Below are 17021 nucleotides of genomic sequence, written 5' to 3'. Positions count from 1 at the left end.
GCGCTTAGCCTGCACTTTACAAGTGTTGCATCATTAGTTTTGGATAATCGGTAATTAACCCCTGAACACCCAAATCTTTAAGTTGTTTGGCGCGTTCAATTTGGTTGACTGTCCAAACACTAATATTCAGTTTGGCCTGTTGTGTCGCTTGAATGAGGGCATTTGTGGCGAGTTCGTCCATCCAGCCAATTTGGCAACACCCTAATGCTAAAGCTTGATCAATGGCTTGGTATTGCAAATCATCTTCTACCAACAAACCACGTTTAAAGCGTGATTTTTGTTGTTGTAATGCCCAATGAATTTTAGGATCAAAACTGGTGATGATGGCGTTGTGTTCAAAGCCCTGTAAATGTTGCTCTAGGCTTTGAGTGATTTTTTCGGCATCGGCATGTGAATTAACTGCTTTAACCTCAACCTCAATATGATCAAAATTTTGAATAATGGTCATGGTTTGATTAAGCAGGGGCGTGGTTTCAACTTTATTCCAGTCCGACCACATCACTGCGTGGTTATAATGGTTTAAATCTTCCAGACTACATTCATACAGCGCTTTGTCTTGTCCTGTGGTACGAATGAATTGATCATCATGCATAACCACTAAGGCATTGTCTTTGAGTTGACGCACATCAAACTCAACCGCACGAATGCCAATATTTTGAATATATTCAAAACCACCAAGCGTGTTTTCAGGCGCTTCGCCACGCGCACCTCGATGACCAATTATGCGCATAATGTGCCCATGAATTGAAAGTTTGCTTTCATTTTGCAAGTACGACGTGACAAAGAGATGACATCTCTTATTTTGGTCGGATGATGTAAAATTTCAAGCAGCATCCGACGTGATTTTTTAGATGCAAAATCAGGGCTTTATTTTAGTTTCCGATTTTAGCTTGTAATGTTAGTTACCAATACTGTCATTGATGTTCTTTTGCCATAATACTTCGCTGCCTCCTTCGGCGCGTTGCAAGCTGCGAGATGCCACAAATAGCCAGTCAGACAGTCGGTTCAGTAATTGCAAAGATGGTGCCTGAATATTTTGATCACGGTTGTGTACGGTCATTAAACTACGTTCTGCACGACGACATACGGCACGGGCTTGATGTGCATAACTGCATGCCAATGTACCTGCAGGCAGAATAAATTCTTTGAGCATTGGCAGGCTTTCATTCATGCGGTCAATGTCTTGTTCTAGGAACTCAATCGCAAGTGGTTGTACGAGATGGTAATTGGGGATACAGACTTCACCGCCTAAATCGAATAGCCAGTGCTGAATCAGGCTAAGCGATTTGTCCCAAGTGTTTTTGTCTTGAATGTTGCTATGTGTAATTTGTGAGCGCAATACGCCTATGCAGGCATTGAGTTCATCGACATCGCCCAGTGCATGAATGCGTAAGTCGTCTTTGGCGACACGTGAGCCATCGCCCAGTCCTGTTGTGCCTGAATCGCCTGTGCGGGTGTAGATTTTGCTTAAACGGTGGCCCATGATCGTTCCTTGTTTGAAAGTGAAAGTTGCGTTTACTTGGTTGTAAGAAATAAAAGCTGGCGCAATAAAAAAGGATAATGTCGGTCATTACATTATCCATAAACTGCGCTGTTTTAAAGTTTTTGTTGTTATGCGGGTTTTAGTAGCGGAAAGTTACACCTGCTGAAGCGAGGCGACCGCCGTTGATGTACCAACCATCACTAAAGTTATCTGCAATTTTGTATTCAACATCTCCGATATTTTGAATATTGCTAAAAACCTTAATATTCGGGTTAATATTCCAGTACATATTTAAATCAACTGTAGCATAACCAGGTACTTTAACTTTGTTTGCATGATCGGCATAAATGTCTGAACGTGCAATTACAGAAGCACTCACTCCATAAGAGGCATTTTCTAGACCGGTGGATAGAGTAAAGGTCTGTTTTGGTCGGTATGCAATATTATTGTTGGTTTTCTTATTTTTTGAATCTGCATAGGCATATTCAGTGGTTAAGAAGATATCTTGCTCTTTCCATTTAAAGCCAATTTCACCACCATTGACTTCAGATTTTTCTATATTGGCAAAGCTTGATTTGTTTTGCCCAAGATAGTTGGTAACAATAAGATTTTTAATGCGAGTGTGATAGGTAGAAAAATATGCTGTTAATTGGTTATTTATTTTTTGATCTACACCAATTTCATAGGCCATACTTTTTTCTGGTTTTAAATTGGGATTACCATAAGTTGGATAAGAACCCTCTACAAAATAATATAACTCTGTCAAAGATGGCGTTTTAAATGCAGAGCCAATATTTGCATAAATGCTTGTGGTTGGTAAAATTTGATAGCGAATAGCGCCTTGTCCAACAGTATGTGTTCCAAACAATTCATTATCTTCGGTGCGAATGCCTACTTGTGTATTTAATTTTTCAGATTTATGTTGATGTTGTAAATAATAACCAACTGAATCTATATCCTGTTTTTCATTTTTTATAGATTTGCTTTCAAAGTTGGACTTTAGATAAGTGCTACCTAATAAAATACTTTGCTGCGGTGTTAATGACCATCGAAGATTTAAATCCCCTTCTTTGTTTTCTGTGTCAAAATGACCAGGTTCGCTGTCTAAGACATATTGATTATCTATAAAGTTAGAAAGTCTTGCAGAAAGTGTTAGGTTATCTTGAAGATCAAATTCAGTATTTACGTTGATTAAACGATTTTCAAAAAAACGTTTAGCTTTATTTTGACTAGTTGCCCAATCATAGAACTGGTTCGTTCCTTCATTTTGGCTAATAGCAATATTCGCTTTTATATTATCTTTATTATCGTATCCGACCTTTGCACTGTATCCTTTTTGATCATAACTCGCTTTTTGGCTTTTATTTTGATAGTCGAGAATTTTTGTTCCATCCGTTTCTAGACGTTGGCCTCTAATCTGTGCATAAAAATTATCCTGTACAAGATCACTACCAATAATAGTTTTATATGTTTTATTTTCTGCATAAATACCAGTAATAAATCCAGAATTTTGGGTTGGAGTTGTTGTTATCATTTGTACAACACCACCAATGGCATCAGTACCATATTGTACTGATGCTGGACCCTTTAGAATTTCAATTTGTTTTAGGTCAGAGGTATCGATAAATGTCGGGAAAAGAGCACTAAAGTGGTTTTGGCTATTTAAACGGGCACCATCTTTAAGAACAAGGGTATGGTTGGATTTTGTACCACGAATTGAAATTTCTGTAGTTTGTCCCATGCCACCATATTGTTTCATAAAAACACTAGGGTCTTTTTGTACTTCATCTGACAAATTTAGAATAGGATTACGCTCAATACTATTTTGATCAATTACATTAATCCGTGCAGGCACATCTTTAATATTTTGTTCACTACGTGAAGCAGTAACAACAAGCGTATCTAAAGCAGCATTCACCACACGCTGATCTTGCGATTCTGCAGCAAAAACTGAAGTTGAAAAACCCATTGCAAGCGCAATTGCGCCCACTAAAGCAGTAGGCTGAAAAAGAGTAGACATGACTTTGCTCCATACATTCACCCCACGTGAATGATTGAGTTAAGGGCACAACAAGCAGGTCTCCGGACTTCAATGTGCCAAGCATCTTCTAATTTATGATTGCTTCGCTATATATCCACCTTCCCATATTGTTCATACAGTGGTGTAAATCATAAGATTTAAATTGATATACGTTTCATGGTTACCGTTGCGGGGGCAGTGTTGGACTTTCACCAACTTCCCTAAAGCTCAAAGCTAGGACTCGTTGCATTTGCGCGAAGTATAAAGTCTGTATGCCATTTAAACAACGGAAATGCAGAATAATCCGCCTGAACTTCACTCAACCCCTTAAAATTGCATTACAATGATTCGCCCCAATATCTGATTCTGTGAGTGTGAACAGACAATTTTAAAGTCACGCACAGCAAGATCAGCAAAATGAAGATTGAAAATCAGGATTAGAGTCCAAAACGATGCGTACCCGTGCCAAAATTTGCGGAATCACGCGAATTCAAGATATAAACAGTGTTGTGCATGCGGGTGCAGATGCAATTGGCTTGGTGTTTTATCCTCCAAGTCCACGCAATGTGAGCATTGAGCAAGCACAAGGCTTGCTGCAACACATTCCCGCTTATGTGCAAGTGGTTGGTTTATTTGTCAATGCAACGGCAGAAGAAATAGCCGCTGTACTGAAACAAGTACCTTTAGATATTCTGCAATTTCATGGTGATGAAACACCCTTGCAATGTCAGCAAATAGCACAGCAAGTTGGACGTCGATGGTACAAAGCCATTCAGGTCAAACCTGATTTAAATGTGTTAGATGCGATAAAAAGCTATCAACAAGCAGGTGCAAGCGCAGTATTATTAGACGCGTGGCATCCTGAACTCAAAGGTGGAACAGGACACAGTTTTGACTGGTCAAAATTCCCCAAACTCGATATTCCTTTAATTTTGGCGGGTGGTTTAAACCCTGAAAATATTGAAGATGCAATTCAGACGACTCAAGCCTATGCCGTTGATGTCAGTGGCGGAGTTGAGTCTGCAAAAGGTATTAAAGACCAACAACTCATAGAAAACTTCATGCAAGGAGTCCAACGTGGATCAGCAAAGTACAAATCACAATAACTCAGTGATTGACTATACCCAATTCCCAGATGCAAAAGGGCATTTTGGTATCCATGGCGGACGTTTTGTGTCAGAAACGCTGATGGCGGCTTTACAAGATTTAGAGAAATTGTATTTCCGCATGAAAGATGATCCGCAGTTTTTGGCAGAATTCGACCGCGATCTCGCCTACTATGTAGGTCGTCCTAGTCCTTTGTATTATGCTGAGCGATGGTCAAAAGAGTTGGGTGGTGCACAAATTTACTTAAAACGTGAAGATTTGAACCATACTGGCTCACATAAAGTGAACAACACCATTGGTCAGGCACTGTTGGCAAAACTGTCTGGTAAAAAACGCATTATTGCCGAAACAGGTGCAGGTCAGCACGGTGTAGCAACCGCGACCATTGCCGCTCGTTTAGGCTTGGAATGTGTGGTGTTCATGGGTGCAGAAGACGTGAAGCGTCAGGCCATGAACGTGTACCGTATGCGTTTACTTGGTGCAACTGTTGTACCTGTAGAAAGTGGCTCAAAAACCTTAAAAGATGCCATGAACGAAGCCATGCGTGACTGGGTCACCAATGTTGACTCTACATATTACGTGATTGGTACGGTCGCTGGCCCACACCCATATCCACAATTGGTACGTGATTTCCAGTCGATTATTGGTCGTGAAGCGCGTCGCCAAATTCAAGAGCAGGCAGGTCGTTTACCTGATGCATTAGTAGCTTGTGTAGGCGGTGGTTCTAATGCCATGGGCTTGTTCTATCCATTCTTGAACGATGCCGAAGTGAAAATGTACGGTGTCGAAGCTGCAGGTTTAGGCATTGAAACAGGCAAACACTCTGCACCATTGAATGCAGGACACGTGGGCGTATTACACGGTAACCGTACTTATTTAATGTCGGATGCACAAGGTCAGATCATTGAAACCCACTCTATTTCTGCAGGTCTGGATTATCCAGGTGTAGGGCCAGAGCACAGCTTCCTGAAAGATATGCACCGTGTCGATTACGTGCCAATCAATGACCAAGAAGCCTTGCAAGGTTTCCGTGATTTAACCCGCATTGAAGGGATTATTCCTGCTTTAGAAAGCTCGCATGCTATGGCTTATGTAAGCAAGCTTGCACCAACGATGGATAAAGACCAAATCATTATTGCGACTGTTTCAGGTCGTGGTGATAAAGACTTAATGACTGTTGCCCGCATTGATGGCGTGGAAATGGTCGATATGTAAATCGCAAGCTGCTTGAAATAAAGCATGCTACATTTCAATTCAATCGTGCTGAAGCAATTCGGCACGATTTTTTATTTGGAGGATTGAAAAATTCTCGCTACTTTAAACAATCATGCTTAAAAAGCATCAACCTTAAAAGCCATCATGCTTAGGAAATTTGCGTAGGAGTCGGATATGCCCAGTTTATTTATCGTGATGTTAGGCGGGCGTCATGCGCGAGCCAATACTGAAGTGCATGATGTGGTACTTGCGGTAGGCGATTCTTTAGAACAGACCTATCCGCAACTCAAGCAGGCTTGGTTTGCAGAGCCGAAAGGTTTACATATTGACGCATGGGCGCAAATTAATGGTGTTGAGTTTGAAGGTAAATCCTACTATTTAAAATTTACCGATGCACAGCCGAATCAGGCAGAAAACCGACTGTATTTAATTAATTTAGGTGGATATGACCCGCGTGAGTTTGGCGAATTACATCGTTATGTTTTGGTGGTGGCGCAAAATCCAATGGTGGCAAAACAGCGTGGTAAAACCTATTTTGCTAAGCATTGGCAAAAACAACATACCGATCGGGTCTTAGAGGTAGATGATTGTATTGCCATAGATCAGGTGTATGGTCGCTATGTGCAGTTGGTTGAAGGCTCATTTTCAGGCAATCGTTGGGAAAATACCTATCTGACTTTGAATGCTGATGCTTAAATACCTTCAGAATATTGAGGGGAAGATATCTATTAATTTATATTTTGTATATTTAGTGAACGCTCAAGCCTTAAAATAGTAAAACAATCTATGCTTTTATAGTTTTTTGAACAAAATCATAAGCTGCGGGTTTTTTGTACATGCATTTGTAGGCATAATACGACCAAAGATGAATTGTTTTTAGACAATAGGGAATGTCTTCAATGGATTTAATTCAGGCGAATGGACAACCGCATTATGGACGTTTTAGTGAACTTCCCAAAAAAATTGATTATCAGGCTTATCAATATAAATCACCGTATGGTGAAGTATTGTCGGGTTGGCGTAAACGCTTAAAATATAAAAAGTTTAAATTTTGTAGTATTCAGCACGAACACTATACCATTGGGCTTGCGATTGCCGATATTGCTTGGGCAGGGCACGGTTTTGTCTATATTTATAATCACATGACGGGCGAAGTGCAGGAATGGAATGCGATTAATTTTTTATCGCGTAATACGGTTTTAGATGAGCAACCGTTATTTAATCAAAGTTTTTTTGAAAAATCGCCATTTCAAATTGAAATTCAACATGCCAATGGTGTGCGTTATATCCGCGTGACCAAATATGGTGAAATTAAACTCAGTGCGCGGATATTTTGTGCAGGCACAGACCCGCTAAGTATGTGTAGCCCAACAGGTATTAATGGTTGGACTTACACCCAAAAACTGACCACACTCGGCTGTGAAGGCTATTTTGTTAATAAAACAGGACAAACCATTCAATTCCATGAACGCACCTTTGCTTCTTTAGATGATACCTGCGGTTTTTTACGCCCTGAAACAGCATGGTTTTGGTTGTCGTGCAACTTTTGGGATACCGAAGACCGTCGTGTAGGCTTGAATCTGGCTTCTGGTGTGAATGAAAGTTTTGGCAACGAAAACTGTTTGTGGATTAATGGCGTGCTGTATCCCTTAACAGATGTGTTGTTCCAACCTGAGGATGATGGCTCGTGGAGCATTCGCTCACTGGATCATCGTTTGAATTTAACTGTCAGCACAGGTTGGCGCCGTTATGAAAACCTGAATTTGCGTCTAGTCGGCAGTCAGTTCAGCCAATGGCAAGCTAAAATTAGTGGTACTATTCAACAAGACGATACCGAAATTATTTTGTTAAACGAATACGGCTTGCTTGAACAGCATTATGCCAAGTGGTAGGGCAAGTTTTTAACCAAGATTGTACGTCACCACTTGCAGATCATCATGTGACGTCATCTATCACTCACTTGAATCGCCATTGAGTTTTTACATAAACGGCAAAAAAAGGCGCATTATGCAATTTCACTATGCGTTCAGAATTGGCATGATATTGCGAAATATATCAAGGTGAGTTTCACATGGCACAAGGTCTTTTGGCGGGTAAGCGTTTTTTAATTGCTGGTATTGCAAGTAAATTATCTATCGCATTTGGTATTGCAGAAGCATTGCATCGTGAAGGTGCAGAATTAGCATTTACTTATCCGAATGAAAAACTCAAAAAACGTGTTGATGACTTCGCTGCACAATTTGGCTCAAGCATTGTATTGCCTTGCGATGTAGGCGTAGATGCAGAAATTGAGCAAGCTTTTGCTGACTTGGCAAAGCACTGGGATGGTTTGGATGGTTTGGTTCACTCGATTGGTTTTGCGCCTGCGCATACTTTAGATGGTGACTTTACCGATGTTACAGATCGTGATGGTTTTAAAGTTGCGCATGACATTAGTGCTTATAGCTTTATTGCGATGGCACGTGCTGCAAAACCATTATTACAAGCACGCCAAGGTTGCTTATTGACTTTGACTTATCAAGGTTCTGAGCGTGTGATGCCAAACTACAACGTCATGGGTATGGCGAAAGCATCTTTAGAAGCAGGTGTACGCTACTTGGCTTCAAGCTTGGGTGCTGACGGTATTCGCGTGAATGCAATTTCTGCAGGTCCGATTCGTACGCTTGCCGCATCGGGCATTAAATCATTCCGTAAAATGTTAGACCTGAATGAAAAAGTTGCACCTTTAAAACGTAACGTGACCATTGAAGATGTTGGTAATGCGGCATTATTCCTTTGCTCACCATGGGCGAATGGTATTACTGGTGAAATTCTGTATGTCGATGCTGGTTTTAACACGGTTGGTATGAGCGCAGAATTAATGCTAGATGCTGAATAAGCATTGCATCAAGCAGATAAAACCGAAGTTTAGGCTTCGGTTTTTTTATCGCTGCATTTTAAGTAAGAGGTATTTTGCAGATTGCTGTAATTTTATTTTCTTCTTTGACGCATCTGCTGCTATAAATAGATGGGTTGACAATATTTCAAAATAAAACTGGGTTTTAGGTCTTAAAAATGAATGCGGAACAATTGCAAAAAACGTTACATGCCAGTCAATATGCAGAACAAGTCTTGGCAAATCACGAAAGCCTGTTACAGCAGGATTATGCAATTGACCAATTTCTAAAACCGCTGAGCGCAGACTATATTCATCAATTGGTGATTTCGACTTTACAAGACATTCAAGATGAAACCTTGTGGATGAAAACCCTGCGAATTTTACGCGCGCGTTTAATGTTCCGCTGGATTTGGCAAGATGCCAACCAACTCACCGATGTGGTGACGTTGACGCAGGAACTTTCAGACTTTGCTGATATTTGTGTGCAAGTAGCCAAAGATTTTGCTCGGATTCCGTTGGTCGCCAAGCATGGCGAACCGATGGGGTATAACGGTAAAGTCCAAGACCTGATTGTGGTCGCCATGGGCAAACATGGCGCGCAGGAACTGAATTTATCCAGCGACATCGACCTGATTTTTGCCTTTGATGAACAAGGCGAAACCAATGGACGCAAGTGTATTGAAGTGCAGCAATTCTGCATTTTATGGGGACAAAAATTGATCTATCTATTAGATCATATCACCGCCGATGGTTTTGTTTTCCGCGTCGATATGCGTTTACGCCCGTGGGGCGATGGTTCTGCTTTGGCGATTAGCCATGTCGCACTGGAAAAATATTTAAGCCAGCATGGACGCGAATGGGAACGCTATGCTTGGATTAAGGCACGTATTATCACAGGTGGGCAAGAAGGTTATGAACTGCTGGAAATGACCCGACCTTTCGTATTCCGCAAATATGTCGATTACACCGCCTTTGAAGCCATGCGCGAAATGAAAGCCATGATTGAGCGCGAAGTGCAGCGTCGTAATATTGAAGACAATATTAAATTGGGCGCGGGCGGTATTCGTGAAGTTGAATTTATTGTGCAGGTTTTTCAGCTGATTTACGGTGGTTCAAAACTAGAATTACAAGACCGCCAGTGTTTGGTGAGTTTGCGCCATTTGGGCGAAGCTGAATTGCTAGAGCCACGAGCCGTACTGGATTTGGAAGATGCCTATTTATTCCTGCGTCGAGTAGAACATGCCATTCAAGCCTTGAATGATCAGCAAAGCCAAGCTTTACCGACTGAACCTGAGTTACGCGCACGCATTAGCGATACTTTGGGCTTTGCCGATTGGGACAGCTTTATGCAGACCCTAAATGAAAAGCGTGTCAAAGTCATTTATCAGTTTGAGCATTTAATTAAAGAAAATGAACCCGATTCTTTGCTGGAAAATTACAGTCAGCTAGAAAAACAGCTCGATGCGGTACTAGACGATCAAGCGAAAAATTTAGTGCATGAGTTCTGGTATGGACATGCCATTAAAAAACTCACCGCCAAAGCTTTACAGCGTTTAAAAACCTTTTGGCCACACTTGATTGAAGCAGTGTTGCAGTCAGAAAATCCACAAATGGCATTGATGCGTTTAATGCCACTGGTCGAATCTGTTCTGCGTCGTACCGTGTATTTGGTCATGCTGATTGAAAGCAAGGGGGCACTGCAACGCTTGGTAAAAATGGCCACAGTCAGCCCGTGGATTTGTGAAGAATTAACGCAATATCCTGTGTTGTTAGATGAATTTTTATCTATGGATTTTGAATTGCCAAAACGCAGTGATTTGGAAGATTCTTTACGCCAACAATTGCTGCGCATTGAACTGGATGAAGTTGAAGACCTCATGCGGGTGCTGCGTTTATTCAAAAAATCCAACGTATTGACAGTTGCGGCCAGCGATGTACTGGCAGAAAGCCACTTAATGAAAGTGTCAGATGCGTTAACTGATATTGCCGAAGTGACTGCAAATGCAGCCCTGCAACTGGCCTATCAGATGATTGTCAAAAAACATGGTTATCCGCTAGACAGTGAAGGGCAGCGCTGTGGTTTGGAGCATAACGCTTTTGCCATTATTGGTTATGGCAAAGTAGGTGGCATCGAACTGGGTTACGGCTCAGATTTAGACGTGGTTTTTATTCACAACATGGATGAACAAGCCGATACTGATGGCATTAAACCGATCAGTGGCTTTGAATTTGCTATGCGGGTGGCACGTAAATTTGTATCTTTAATGACCACGCAAACTTTAGATGGTCGCGTTTATGATGTCGATACCCGTTTACGTCCTTCGGGAGATGCGGGTTTACTGGTGACCAGTTTACGCGCCTTTGAGCAATATCAACTGAAAAGTGCGTGGCTGTGGGAGCATCAGGCTTTAGTGCGTGCGCGCAGTATTGCGGGTGAGCAATGTTTACGTGACAAGTTTGAAGTGTTGCGTTGTCAGATTTTAACCCAGCCGCGAGATGAAGCTTATGTCCGCAGTGAAGTGCTGAAAATGCGTCAAAAAATGAAAGATCATTTGGGTTCATCTAAAGAGCAAAAAAAAGATGGAATTTTTCATTTAAAACAGGATGCAGGTGGTATCGTTGATATCGAATTTATGGCACAGTATGCGGTATTAGCCTGGAGTGGGTCGAATCCTGATCTCGCCCATTATTCCGACAACGTAAGAATCCTTGAAGATGCCGCAAAAACAGGTTGCTTATCCAGCGACGATGCGACAGCATTGATTCAAGCTTATCTCCGTGAACGAGCCGAAAGCCACCGCTTAGCCCTTGCAAATCAATCCATGCAAGTCAATGCTGCGGACTGGTACGATACCCGTGAGGTCGTTTGCAAGTTATGGCAAAGATTAATTGATCCGACTGCTATGTCTGCGTTGGATTAAAATGACTATTGTATAAACATTTGGAGTGTGTGCCATGAATTTGGCTGATCGTGATGGTTTTATTTGGCAAGATGGACAATTGGTTGACTGGCGTGATGCAAAAATTCACGTCTTAACGCATACCTTACACTACAGTATGGGTGTGTTTGAGGGTGTCCGCGCTTATGAAACGCCAAACGGAACTGCGATTTTCCGTCTTCAGGACCATACTAAGCGTTTGTTAAACTCTGCAAAAATCTATCAAATGAAAGTACCATTTGATCAAGCAGCTTTAGAACAGGCGCAAATTGATGTGGTACGTGAAAACAAACTTTCATCGTGCTATTTACGTCCATTAATTTGGATTGGTTCTGAAAAACTGGGTATTGCTGCAACCAATAACACCATTCATGCTGCTGTTGCGGCTTGGGGTTGGGGTGCATACTTGGGTGAAGAAGCGATGGCTAAAGGTATTCGCGTTAAAACTTCATCGTTTACGCATCATCATCCAAACGTGACCATGTGTAAAGCTAAAGCTTCTGGTAACTACACTTTGTCTATTCTTGCACACCAAGAAGTAGCGCAAGCAGGCTATGACGAAGCGATGTTGATGGATCCACAAGGTTATGTATGCCAAGGTTCTGGCGAAAACGTATTCTTAATTAAAGATGGCGTTTTACATACACCAGACATCGCAGGCGGTGCTTTAGATGGTATTACGCGTCAAACGGTGATCACCATTGCTAAAGACTTGGGTTATGAGGTAGTTGAACGCCGTATTACGCGTGATGAATTCTACATTGCCGATGAAGCCTTCTTTACAGGTACAGCAGCAGAAGTTACCCCAATTCGTGAATACGATGACCGTGTAATTGGCTGTGGTTCACGTGGCCCAATTACTACTGAAATTCAAAAAACTTTCTTTGACGCAGTTCAAGGCAAGAATGACAAATATGCACATTGGTTGACTTACGTTAAATAAGTCACGCGTGTGTACCTGAGTCAACATGATTGACTCAGGTGTGATGACCCCGTTCAGGCAATAGTTTGAATGGGGTTTTATTTTGTCTGCTATTGCGTTATGAGTTAGCTAAACATCTTGCGAGGTTTATCTCTCACGTTACAGATATAGATGAATGATCAACTGTTTCTTCGTTGAGTTGGTGGTGTGCAAATTTGATCTTTTGGATAGATTCAGCCGCCCAAAACATGGCTTTTTTATAGCGAGAGGCAATCCCTGTAATTGGTGAGATTTGATGTTAAAAAACGCTCAGTCTGTTGAATGTGATAGGAGATAGTGAATTAAATACGTGAAAAGTGTAGTAAAAATTAGGCTAAAAACTGAATTTTGACCATTCTTTAAAAAATAAACCTACTTAAAATGTAACAAAAGTTAAAATAAAAATGTTGTTAAAGTTAAATAAAAACAATGTGTTGGTTTAAATGTAAATAAATATATTTTTTGGGTATCCCTAGAATTGGTATCACAAGTTTTAGGGAGTGGGCTGCTCCCTAGTTTTTTGCGATGTCATTTAAAACAGTACTTTAATCTCCTAATTAGCTGAATTCCAAGGTTTATTTAATATTGTGTGAATTAGGGCGTATAGATGGCTTTTTGTGAGAAATACCTAAAATGAAGAAGCTCGCTAAGGATTGAGTTTCAATAATTCTAACGATATCTCAAGTGAGTGAATGATTAAAAAATGGTTTTTTATAAGAGTTATGGAGAAGTGACATGTCTAAATTTATTAAAACTGCTGCTGCTTTGATGGTTTTCGGAGCTTTTTCAACGGTAACAATGGCGGGAGGTAATCATCATCCTAAACCAGACCCTAAGCCAACCCCAGTATGTAACGAAGGGCCATGTACAGGAAGTATTCCAATTCAAGTGATTGTGCCTAAGCGCTGTGAGCTGAAAGTGAAAACACCAAGTATCTCATTAAAAGATGGTGCAGAAGCTTCTGGTCAATTTATGGTTGGGGCGAATGCAAAGTACAACTTATTGGTCGATACCGACAACCGTGTTGGTGGAGGCAAAACAACCAAATCTGCAGCCAAATCAGGTAGCCATGCAGTGGGCTTAACAGTTGAAACCAAGCTTACGGGTTCATCGTCTGTGATTCAGTTAAATGATCAGCAAACCAACATTGCGCCAGGTAGCAATGGCTGGAATTCTTACAATGTCTTGGTTAAAAGTGAGGGCGTAGGTATTTCTAAACCAGCGGGTACTTACACCGATAAATACAACATTCGAGTGTCATTCTAATTCGCTTGAACTCAATCTAAATCAGTTGGCTTTACCGACAGGGTGGAGTCAACTTTTTAGTCTAAAGAAATACAAAATAAGACATTGCTGGGGGAAGTATGAAACGATTATTGAAATATATGCTGGTTGCAGGTTGCTTATGTGTAGAAGCTGTTTATGCAAACTTGGTCATTTCACCTACGCAAATGTATTTGGGCGATAAAGCACGACAACGCAGTGCAACAGTAGTCATGGAAGCCACCGATCTTACTGAACCGAAAAGCTTTGAAATGTCTGCCTATAAATGGTCGCAAAATGCACAGGGTGAAGATGTGCTAGAACCAGAACAAGACATCTTAATTAATCCTAAAAACTTTGTTTTACAACCGAATGCACAACAAGTGATACGCGTAGGTTTTAGCCGACCACTTTCTAAGGAAGAAATGGCGCAAGAAAAAACTTGGCGTATTGTTTTTAAAGAAATTGCCCCTGTGGTGGAAGAAGACGCCTTACAATTTTTATTTACGATTTCTGTACCGTTGTTTGTTGGTAAGCAAGATGCCATTCAGGTGACTGCAACCCCGCGTTACCAGAACGACCACTTATTTTTAGAGATAGAAAATCATGCTGCATCGCATGTGCAAATTTCTTCAATCAGCATTTTAAATCAACAAAAACAACCCATTGCAACCACACGTGAAATGAAATATTTGTTAAATCAACAAAAACACAGCTTTGATATGGGGCAAATCAAACTTAGTGATTTGAAAAATTACATACTCAAACTTGAAACAGATAAAAGTGAGCAAGCCATTGAGTTAAAAATGAAGGGCTAAATCATGCATAGAACTCGACTGTTTTTTGCGCTGCAATGTGTCCTGTGGGGGATACCATTACCTGCCAATGCTGCCAATGCTGCCAATGCTGAAATGGCGTTGAATAGTGTTTGGCTGAATGGCGTAGATCGTGTCATTGAAAGTTTGGTGTTGCAGCAGGATGGGCAACGCTATATGGAATGCGAGGTCTTGCAGCAACTTGGTTTACAGCAAGACCGTTTACAAAAACACAGTGCACAAACTCAGTTCTGTTCTGTAACCACCAATGAAATTCAGTCTGAACAAGACTTTGCGCTGCAAGCGATTAAATTGACCGTACCTGCCAGCTATTTTATAGATGCACAACTGAGCCAAACCCATGCGATTCCGTCTAAAGCAGAGTTGGGCGGTTTTTTAAATTATAATGTGCTGTATGCACGTTATGATAATTACAATGAATTAAATGGTTTGGCGGAGCTTGGTATTTTTAAAGATTACTGGATTTTTAAAAATGGCATGATGTATCGCAAAGAGGCAGAACAGGATCAAGATAAGCTACTGCGTTTGAATACCAGTTTTGAAATTGAATTTCCATCACGTTATCAGCGTTTAACTTTGGGTGATAACACCAGCGTTTACAATCCTTTATTAGATACATTCAGATTTGGTGGTGTGTCTTTTGGTTCAAATTTTAGTAGTTATCCAGACTTTATTTATTGGAATGTACCCACCTTAAGAGGCAGTGCTGTACTGCCATCCACCGTCGATTTATACATTAATGGCATCAATCTATATCAGCAACAAGTGACGCCTGGGCACTATACCTTAAATACGGGTGCAAATATTCAGCAGTCGGGCGAGGCGCAAGTGGTGGTGGAAGATGTATTGGGAAATCGTACCGTGCAATCTTTTCCAGTTTATGTCACCACGCAACTACTCAAACCAGGACTGAACGAATACAACTTTTCTGCAGGAAAGCTGCGTTATGACTACGACTACGTGTCGGATGATTATCGGGAGTTTTTTGGCAACCTTTATTTCAGACGTGGAATTACAGACAGCACGACTTTAGGAACCAATTTAAGTTATAGCAAAGATGTGCAGAATGTCGGGTTGCTATGGACGCAATCTCTCAGCAAATATGCCTTGTTAGATACGCATGCTGCGTCTAGCCACAGTGATTGGGGCGATGGTTATACCTTTGGCGCTTCGTTAAGCCGTAATGGAAGTCGGGTTGCACTTGGTGCAAGTCATAAATACTACAGTCCTGAATATCGTGGTTTGGGTTATAGCGATATGACACAAACAGTGGAATACGACAACTTAGCTTATGTCAGTATTTTTAATATTCCTTTAATCAATACCTTAAATGTGAACTATCTAGAGCGCCGTTATCATCCCAATGCAAATAATAGCTTTGCAGATAGCCAAATGCTTACAGTTGGTTTTTCTCGTATGTTTGGGCGTCAAACTTCACTGTCGTTTTCTTATTATAAAGATTTGAAAGTGCAGGATAGTGACGGGGCATATTTAACACTGAATTATCAATTTGACCAACGCCGCAGTGCGCAGCTTTCGCATAATTTTGATGAGCAAACCCAGTTGCGTTATGCACAGAGCAGCCTGACGCAAAATGGTGTGGATTACACTCTTGCTGTGCGTCACCAACAAACAGAAGGGGATATTGGGGTAAATGCCTATACCGCCCTGAAAATGCCGATGGGTAATTTATATTTAAGCCACGATGAAAGTGAGAGCTTTAGCTACAGTCAAGCCAATTATCAGGGTGCAGTAGTGTGGTTAGACCGTAAATGGGCCATGACCAAATATGTAGACAATGCTTTTGCTTTGGTGAATGTTGGTGATATTCCAAATGTGGAAGTACAACGTGCCTTAACACCTGTTGGTAAAACCAATCAACACGGTTATGTGTTTGTGCACGACATTGTGCCTTACGTCAATTACGACGTGTCTTTTGATCAAGACCAGTTAGATTTGTATGACAGCTTTGAATATTCAAGCCAAAAAGTGATTGGTATGAATCAACGCGGCTATAAAGTGAATTTCCCTGTTCAGCGTACAGGATTGATCATATTGCGTTTACTCACGCCCGATCAGCAGACCTTTGTGCAGGGCAGTGAAGTGTATTTAAGTGATGATGCAACCGAATTTGTACCTGTGGGCAGCGATGGAAAAGTACATTTATATGGTGTGAAAGCAGGCAGTTATACGCTGAAAGTCAAAACCAAAGGTGGAAAAGTTTGCCATAGTTCACTTGAAGTCCCTCAAATTAAAGCAGGCACTGTTCCACAAACCAGACAGTTAGATTTGATTTGTCAGTAAGTATATCAGCAGGAT

General features: G+C 41.1%; 13 protein-coding genes and 1 riboswitch. Of the genes, 10 read left to right on the top strand and 3 right to left on the bottom strand.

The window, feature by feature from the left end; translation table 11 throughout:
• Nucleotides 1-16 precede the first annotated feature (16 nt).
• The 3 genes from FTU92_RS00355 to FTU92_RS00345 form a co-directional block, all read right to left on the bottom strand.
• Complete coding sequence (locus FTU92_RS00355; protein ID WP_180095252.1) at nucleotides 17-730, bottom strand: glycerophosphodiester phosphodiesterase; 714 nt, start codon at nucleotides 728-730, stop codon at nucleotides 17-19.
• 168 nt (nucleotides 731-898) lie between these two features.
• Complete coding sequence (locus tag FTU92_RS00350) at nucleotides 899-1483, bottom strand: cob(I)yrinic acid a,c-diamide adenosyltransferase (protein WP_178318738.1); 585 nt, start codon at nucleotides 1481-1483, stop codon at nucleotides 899-901.
• Between the two features lie 139 nt (nucleotides 1484-1622).
• Nucleotides 1623-3503 (bottom strand): TonB-dependent siderophore receptor, encoded by a 1881-nt coding sequence (locus FTU92_RS00345; protein ID WP_004975058.1) that lies wholly within the window; start codon nucleotides 3501-3503, stop codon nucleotides 1623-1625.
• 35 nt (nucleotides 3504-3538) lie between these two features.
• Nucleotides 3539-3763: riboswitch (cobalamin riboswitch) on the bottom strand.
• 192 nt (nucleotides 3764-3955) lie between these two features.
• On the opposite strand from FTU92_RS00345, the gene FTU92_RS00340 reads away from it, so the two are divergent.
• From FTU92_RS00340 to FTU92_RS00295, 10 genes are all read left to right on the top strand, one after another.
• Nucleotides 3956-4609, top strand: coding sequence for a phosphoribosylanthranilate isomerase (locus tag FTU92_RS00340; RefSeq protein ID WP_004975062.1), 654 nt, complete (start codon nucleotides 3956-3958; stop codon nucleotides 4607-4609).
• Nucleotides 4581-5825: a tryptophan synthase subunit beta gene (trpB, locus tag FTU92_RS00335; protein WP_004975067.1), complete on the top strand. Its 1245-nt coding sequence runs from the start codon at nucleotides 4581-4583 to the stop codon at nucleotides 5823-5825. The genes FTU92_RS00340 and trpB overlap by 29 nt, the downstream gene beginning before the upstream one ends.
• A 174-nt stretch (nucleotides 5826-5999) precedes the next feature.
• The gene (locus FTU92_RS00330) at nucleotides 6000-6521 is read left to right on the top strand and encodes a DUF1543 domain-containing protein (RefSeq protein ID WP_131260766.1); all 522 of its coding nucleotides are present in this window, start codon (nucleotides 6000-6002) and stop codon (nucleotides 6519-6521) included.
• Between the two features lie 203 nt (nucleotides 6522-6724).
• Complete coding sequence (locus FTU92_RS00325) at nucleotides 6725-7717, top strand: DUF2804 domain-containing protein (RefSeq protein ID WP_004975070.1); 993 nt, start codon at nucleotides 6725-6727, stop codon at nucleotides 7715-7717.
• 179 nt (nucleotides 7718-7896) lie between these two features.
• Nucleotides 7897-8703 carry an enoyl-ACP reductase gene (locus FTU92_RS00320; protein WP_004975071.1) on the top strand — a complete coding sequence of 269 codons (807 nt, stop codon included), beginning with the start codon at nucleotides 7897-7899 and terminating at the stop codon, nucleotides 8701-8703.
• A gap of 176 nt (nucleotides 8704-8879) precedes the next feature.
• Nucleotides 8880-11624 carry a bifunctional [glutamate--ammonia ligase]-adenylyl-L-tyrosine phosphorylase/[glutamate--ammonia-ligase] adenylyltransferase gene (gene glnE, locus FTU92_RS00315; RefSeq protein ID WP_180095249.1) on the top strand — a complete coding sequence of 915 codons (2745 nt, stop codon included), beginning with the start codon at nucleotides 8880-8882 and terminating at the stop codon, nucleotides 11622-11624.
• Nucleotides 11625-11658: 34 nt separating this feature from the next.
• Entirely contained in the window at nucleotides 11659-12585 is a 927-nt protein-coding gene (locus FTU92_RS00310) for a branched-chain amino acid transaminase (protein WP_004975074.1), read from the top strand.
• A gap of 753 nt (nucleotides 12586-13338) precedes the next feature.
• The gene (locus tag FTU92_RS00305) at nucleotides 13339-13869 is read left to right on the top strand and encodes a hypothetical protein (protein ID WP_004975075.1); all 531 of its coding nucleotides are present in this window, start codon (nucleotides 13339-13341) and stop codon (nucleotides 13867-13869) included.
• Between the two features lie 98 nt (nucleotides 13870-13967).
• Nucleotides 13968-14684: a molecular chaperone gene (locus tag FTU92_RS00300; RefSeq protein WP_004975079.1), complete on the top strand. Its 717-nt coding sequence runs from the start codon at nucleotides 13968-13970 to the stop codon at nucleotides 14682-14684.
• Between the two features lie 3 nt (nucleotides 14685-14687).
• Nucleotides 14688-17006, top strand: a complete 2319-nt coding sequence (locus FTU92_RS00295) for a fimbria/pilus outer membrane usher protein (protein ID WP_180095246.1) — start codon at nucleotides 14688-14690, stop codon at nucleotides 17004-17006.
• Nucleotides 17007-17021: the final 15 nt, after the last annotated feature.

Source organism: Acinetobacter sp. YH12205, assembly GCF_013418125.1.
In the GTDB taxonomy this organism is placed as follows: domain Bacteria; phylum Pseudomonadota; class Gammaproteobacteria; order Pseudomonadales; family Moraxellaceae; genus Acinetobacter; species Acinetobacter towneri.
The sequence above is the reverse complement of the archived record's forward strand: the minus strand, read 5'-3'. Positions and strand labels throughout refer to the sequence as shown.

What these genes read in the sequence shown, in the direction of transcription:
- FTU92_RS00355 (WP_180095252.1), bottom strand. Translation starts at nt 730, where the DNA reads ATGCGCATAATTGGTCATCGAGGTGCGCGTGGCGAAGCGCCTGAAAAC.
- FTU92_RS00350 (WP_178318738.1), bottom strand. Translation starts at nt 1,483, where the DNA reads ATGGGCCACCGTTTAAGCAAAATCTACACCCGCACAGGCGATTCAGGC.
- FTU92_RS00345 (WP_004975058.1), bottom strand. Translation starts at nt 3,503, where the DNA reads ATGTCTACTCTTTTTCAGCCTACTGCTTTAGTGGGCGCAATTGCGCTT.
- FTU92_RS00340 (WP_004975062.1), top strand. Translation starts at nt 3,956, where the DNA reads ATGCGTACCCGTGCCAAAATTTGCGGAATCACGCGAATTCAAGATATA.
- FTU92_RS00330 (WP_131260766.1), top strand. Translation starts at nt 6,000, where the DNA reads ATGCCCAGTTTATTTATCGTGATGTTAGGCGGGCGTCATGCGCGAGCC.
- FTU92_RS00325 (WP_004975070.1), top strand. Translation starts at nt 6,725, where the DNA reads ATGGATTTAATTCAGGCGAATGGACAACCGCATTATGGACGTTTTAGT.
- FTU92_RS00320 (WP_004975071.1), top strand. Translation starts at nt 7,897, where the DNA reads ATGGCACAAGGTCTTTTGGCGGGTAAGCGTTTTTTAATTGCTGGTATT.
- glnE (WP_180095249.1), top strand. Translation starts at nt 8,880, where the DNA reads ATGAATGCGGAACAATTGCAAAAAACGTTACATGCCAGTCAATATGCA.
- FTU92_RS00310 (WP_004975074.1), top strand. Translation starts at nt 11,659, where the DNA reads ATGAATTTGGCTGATCGTGATGGTTTTATTTGGCAAGATGGACAATTG.
- FTU92_RS00305 (WP_004975075.1), top strand. Translation starts at nt 13,339, where the DNA reads ATGTCTAAATTTATTAAAACTGCTGCTGCTTTGATGGTTTTCGGAGCT.
- FTU92_RS00300 (WP_004975079.1), top strand. Translation starts at nt 13,968, where the DNA reads ATGAAACGATTATTGAAATATATGCTGGTTGCAGGTTGCTTATGTGTA.
- FTU92_RS00295 (WP_180095246.1), top strand. Translation starts at nt 14,688, where the DNA reads ATGCATAGAACTCGACTGTTTTTTGCGCTGCAATGTGTCCTGTGGGGG.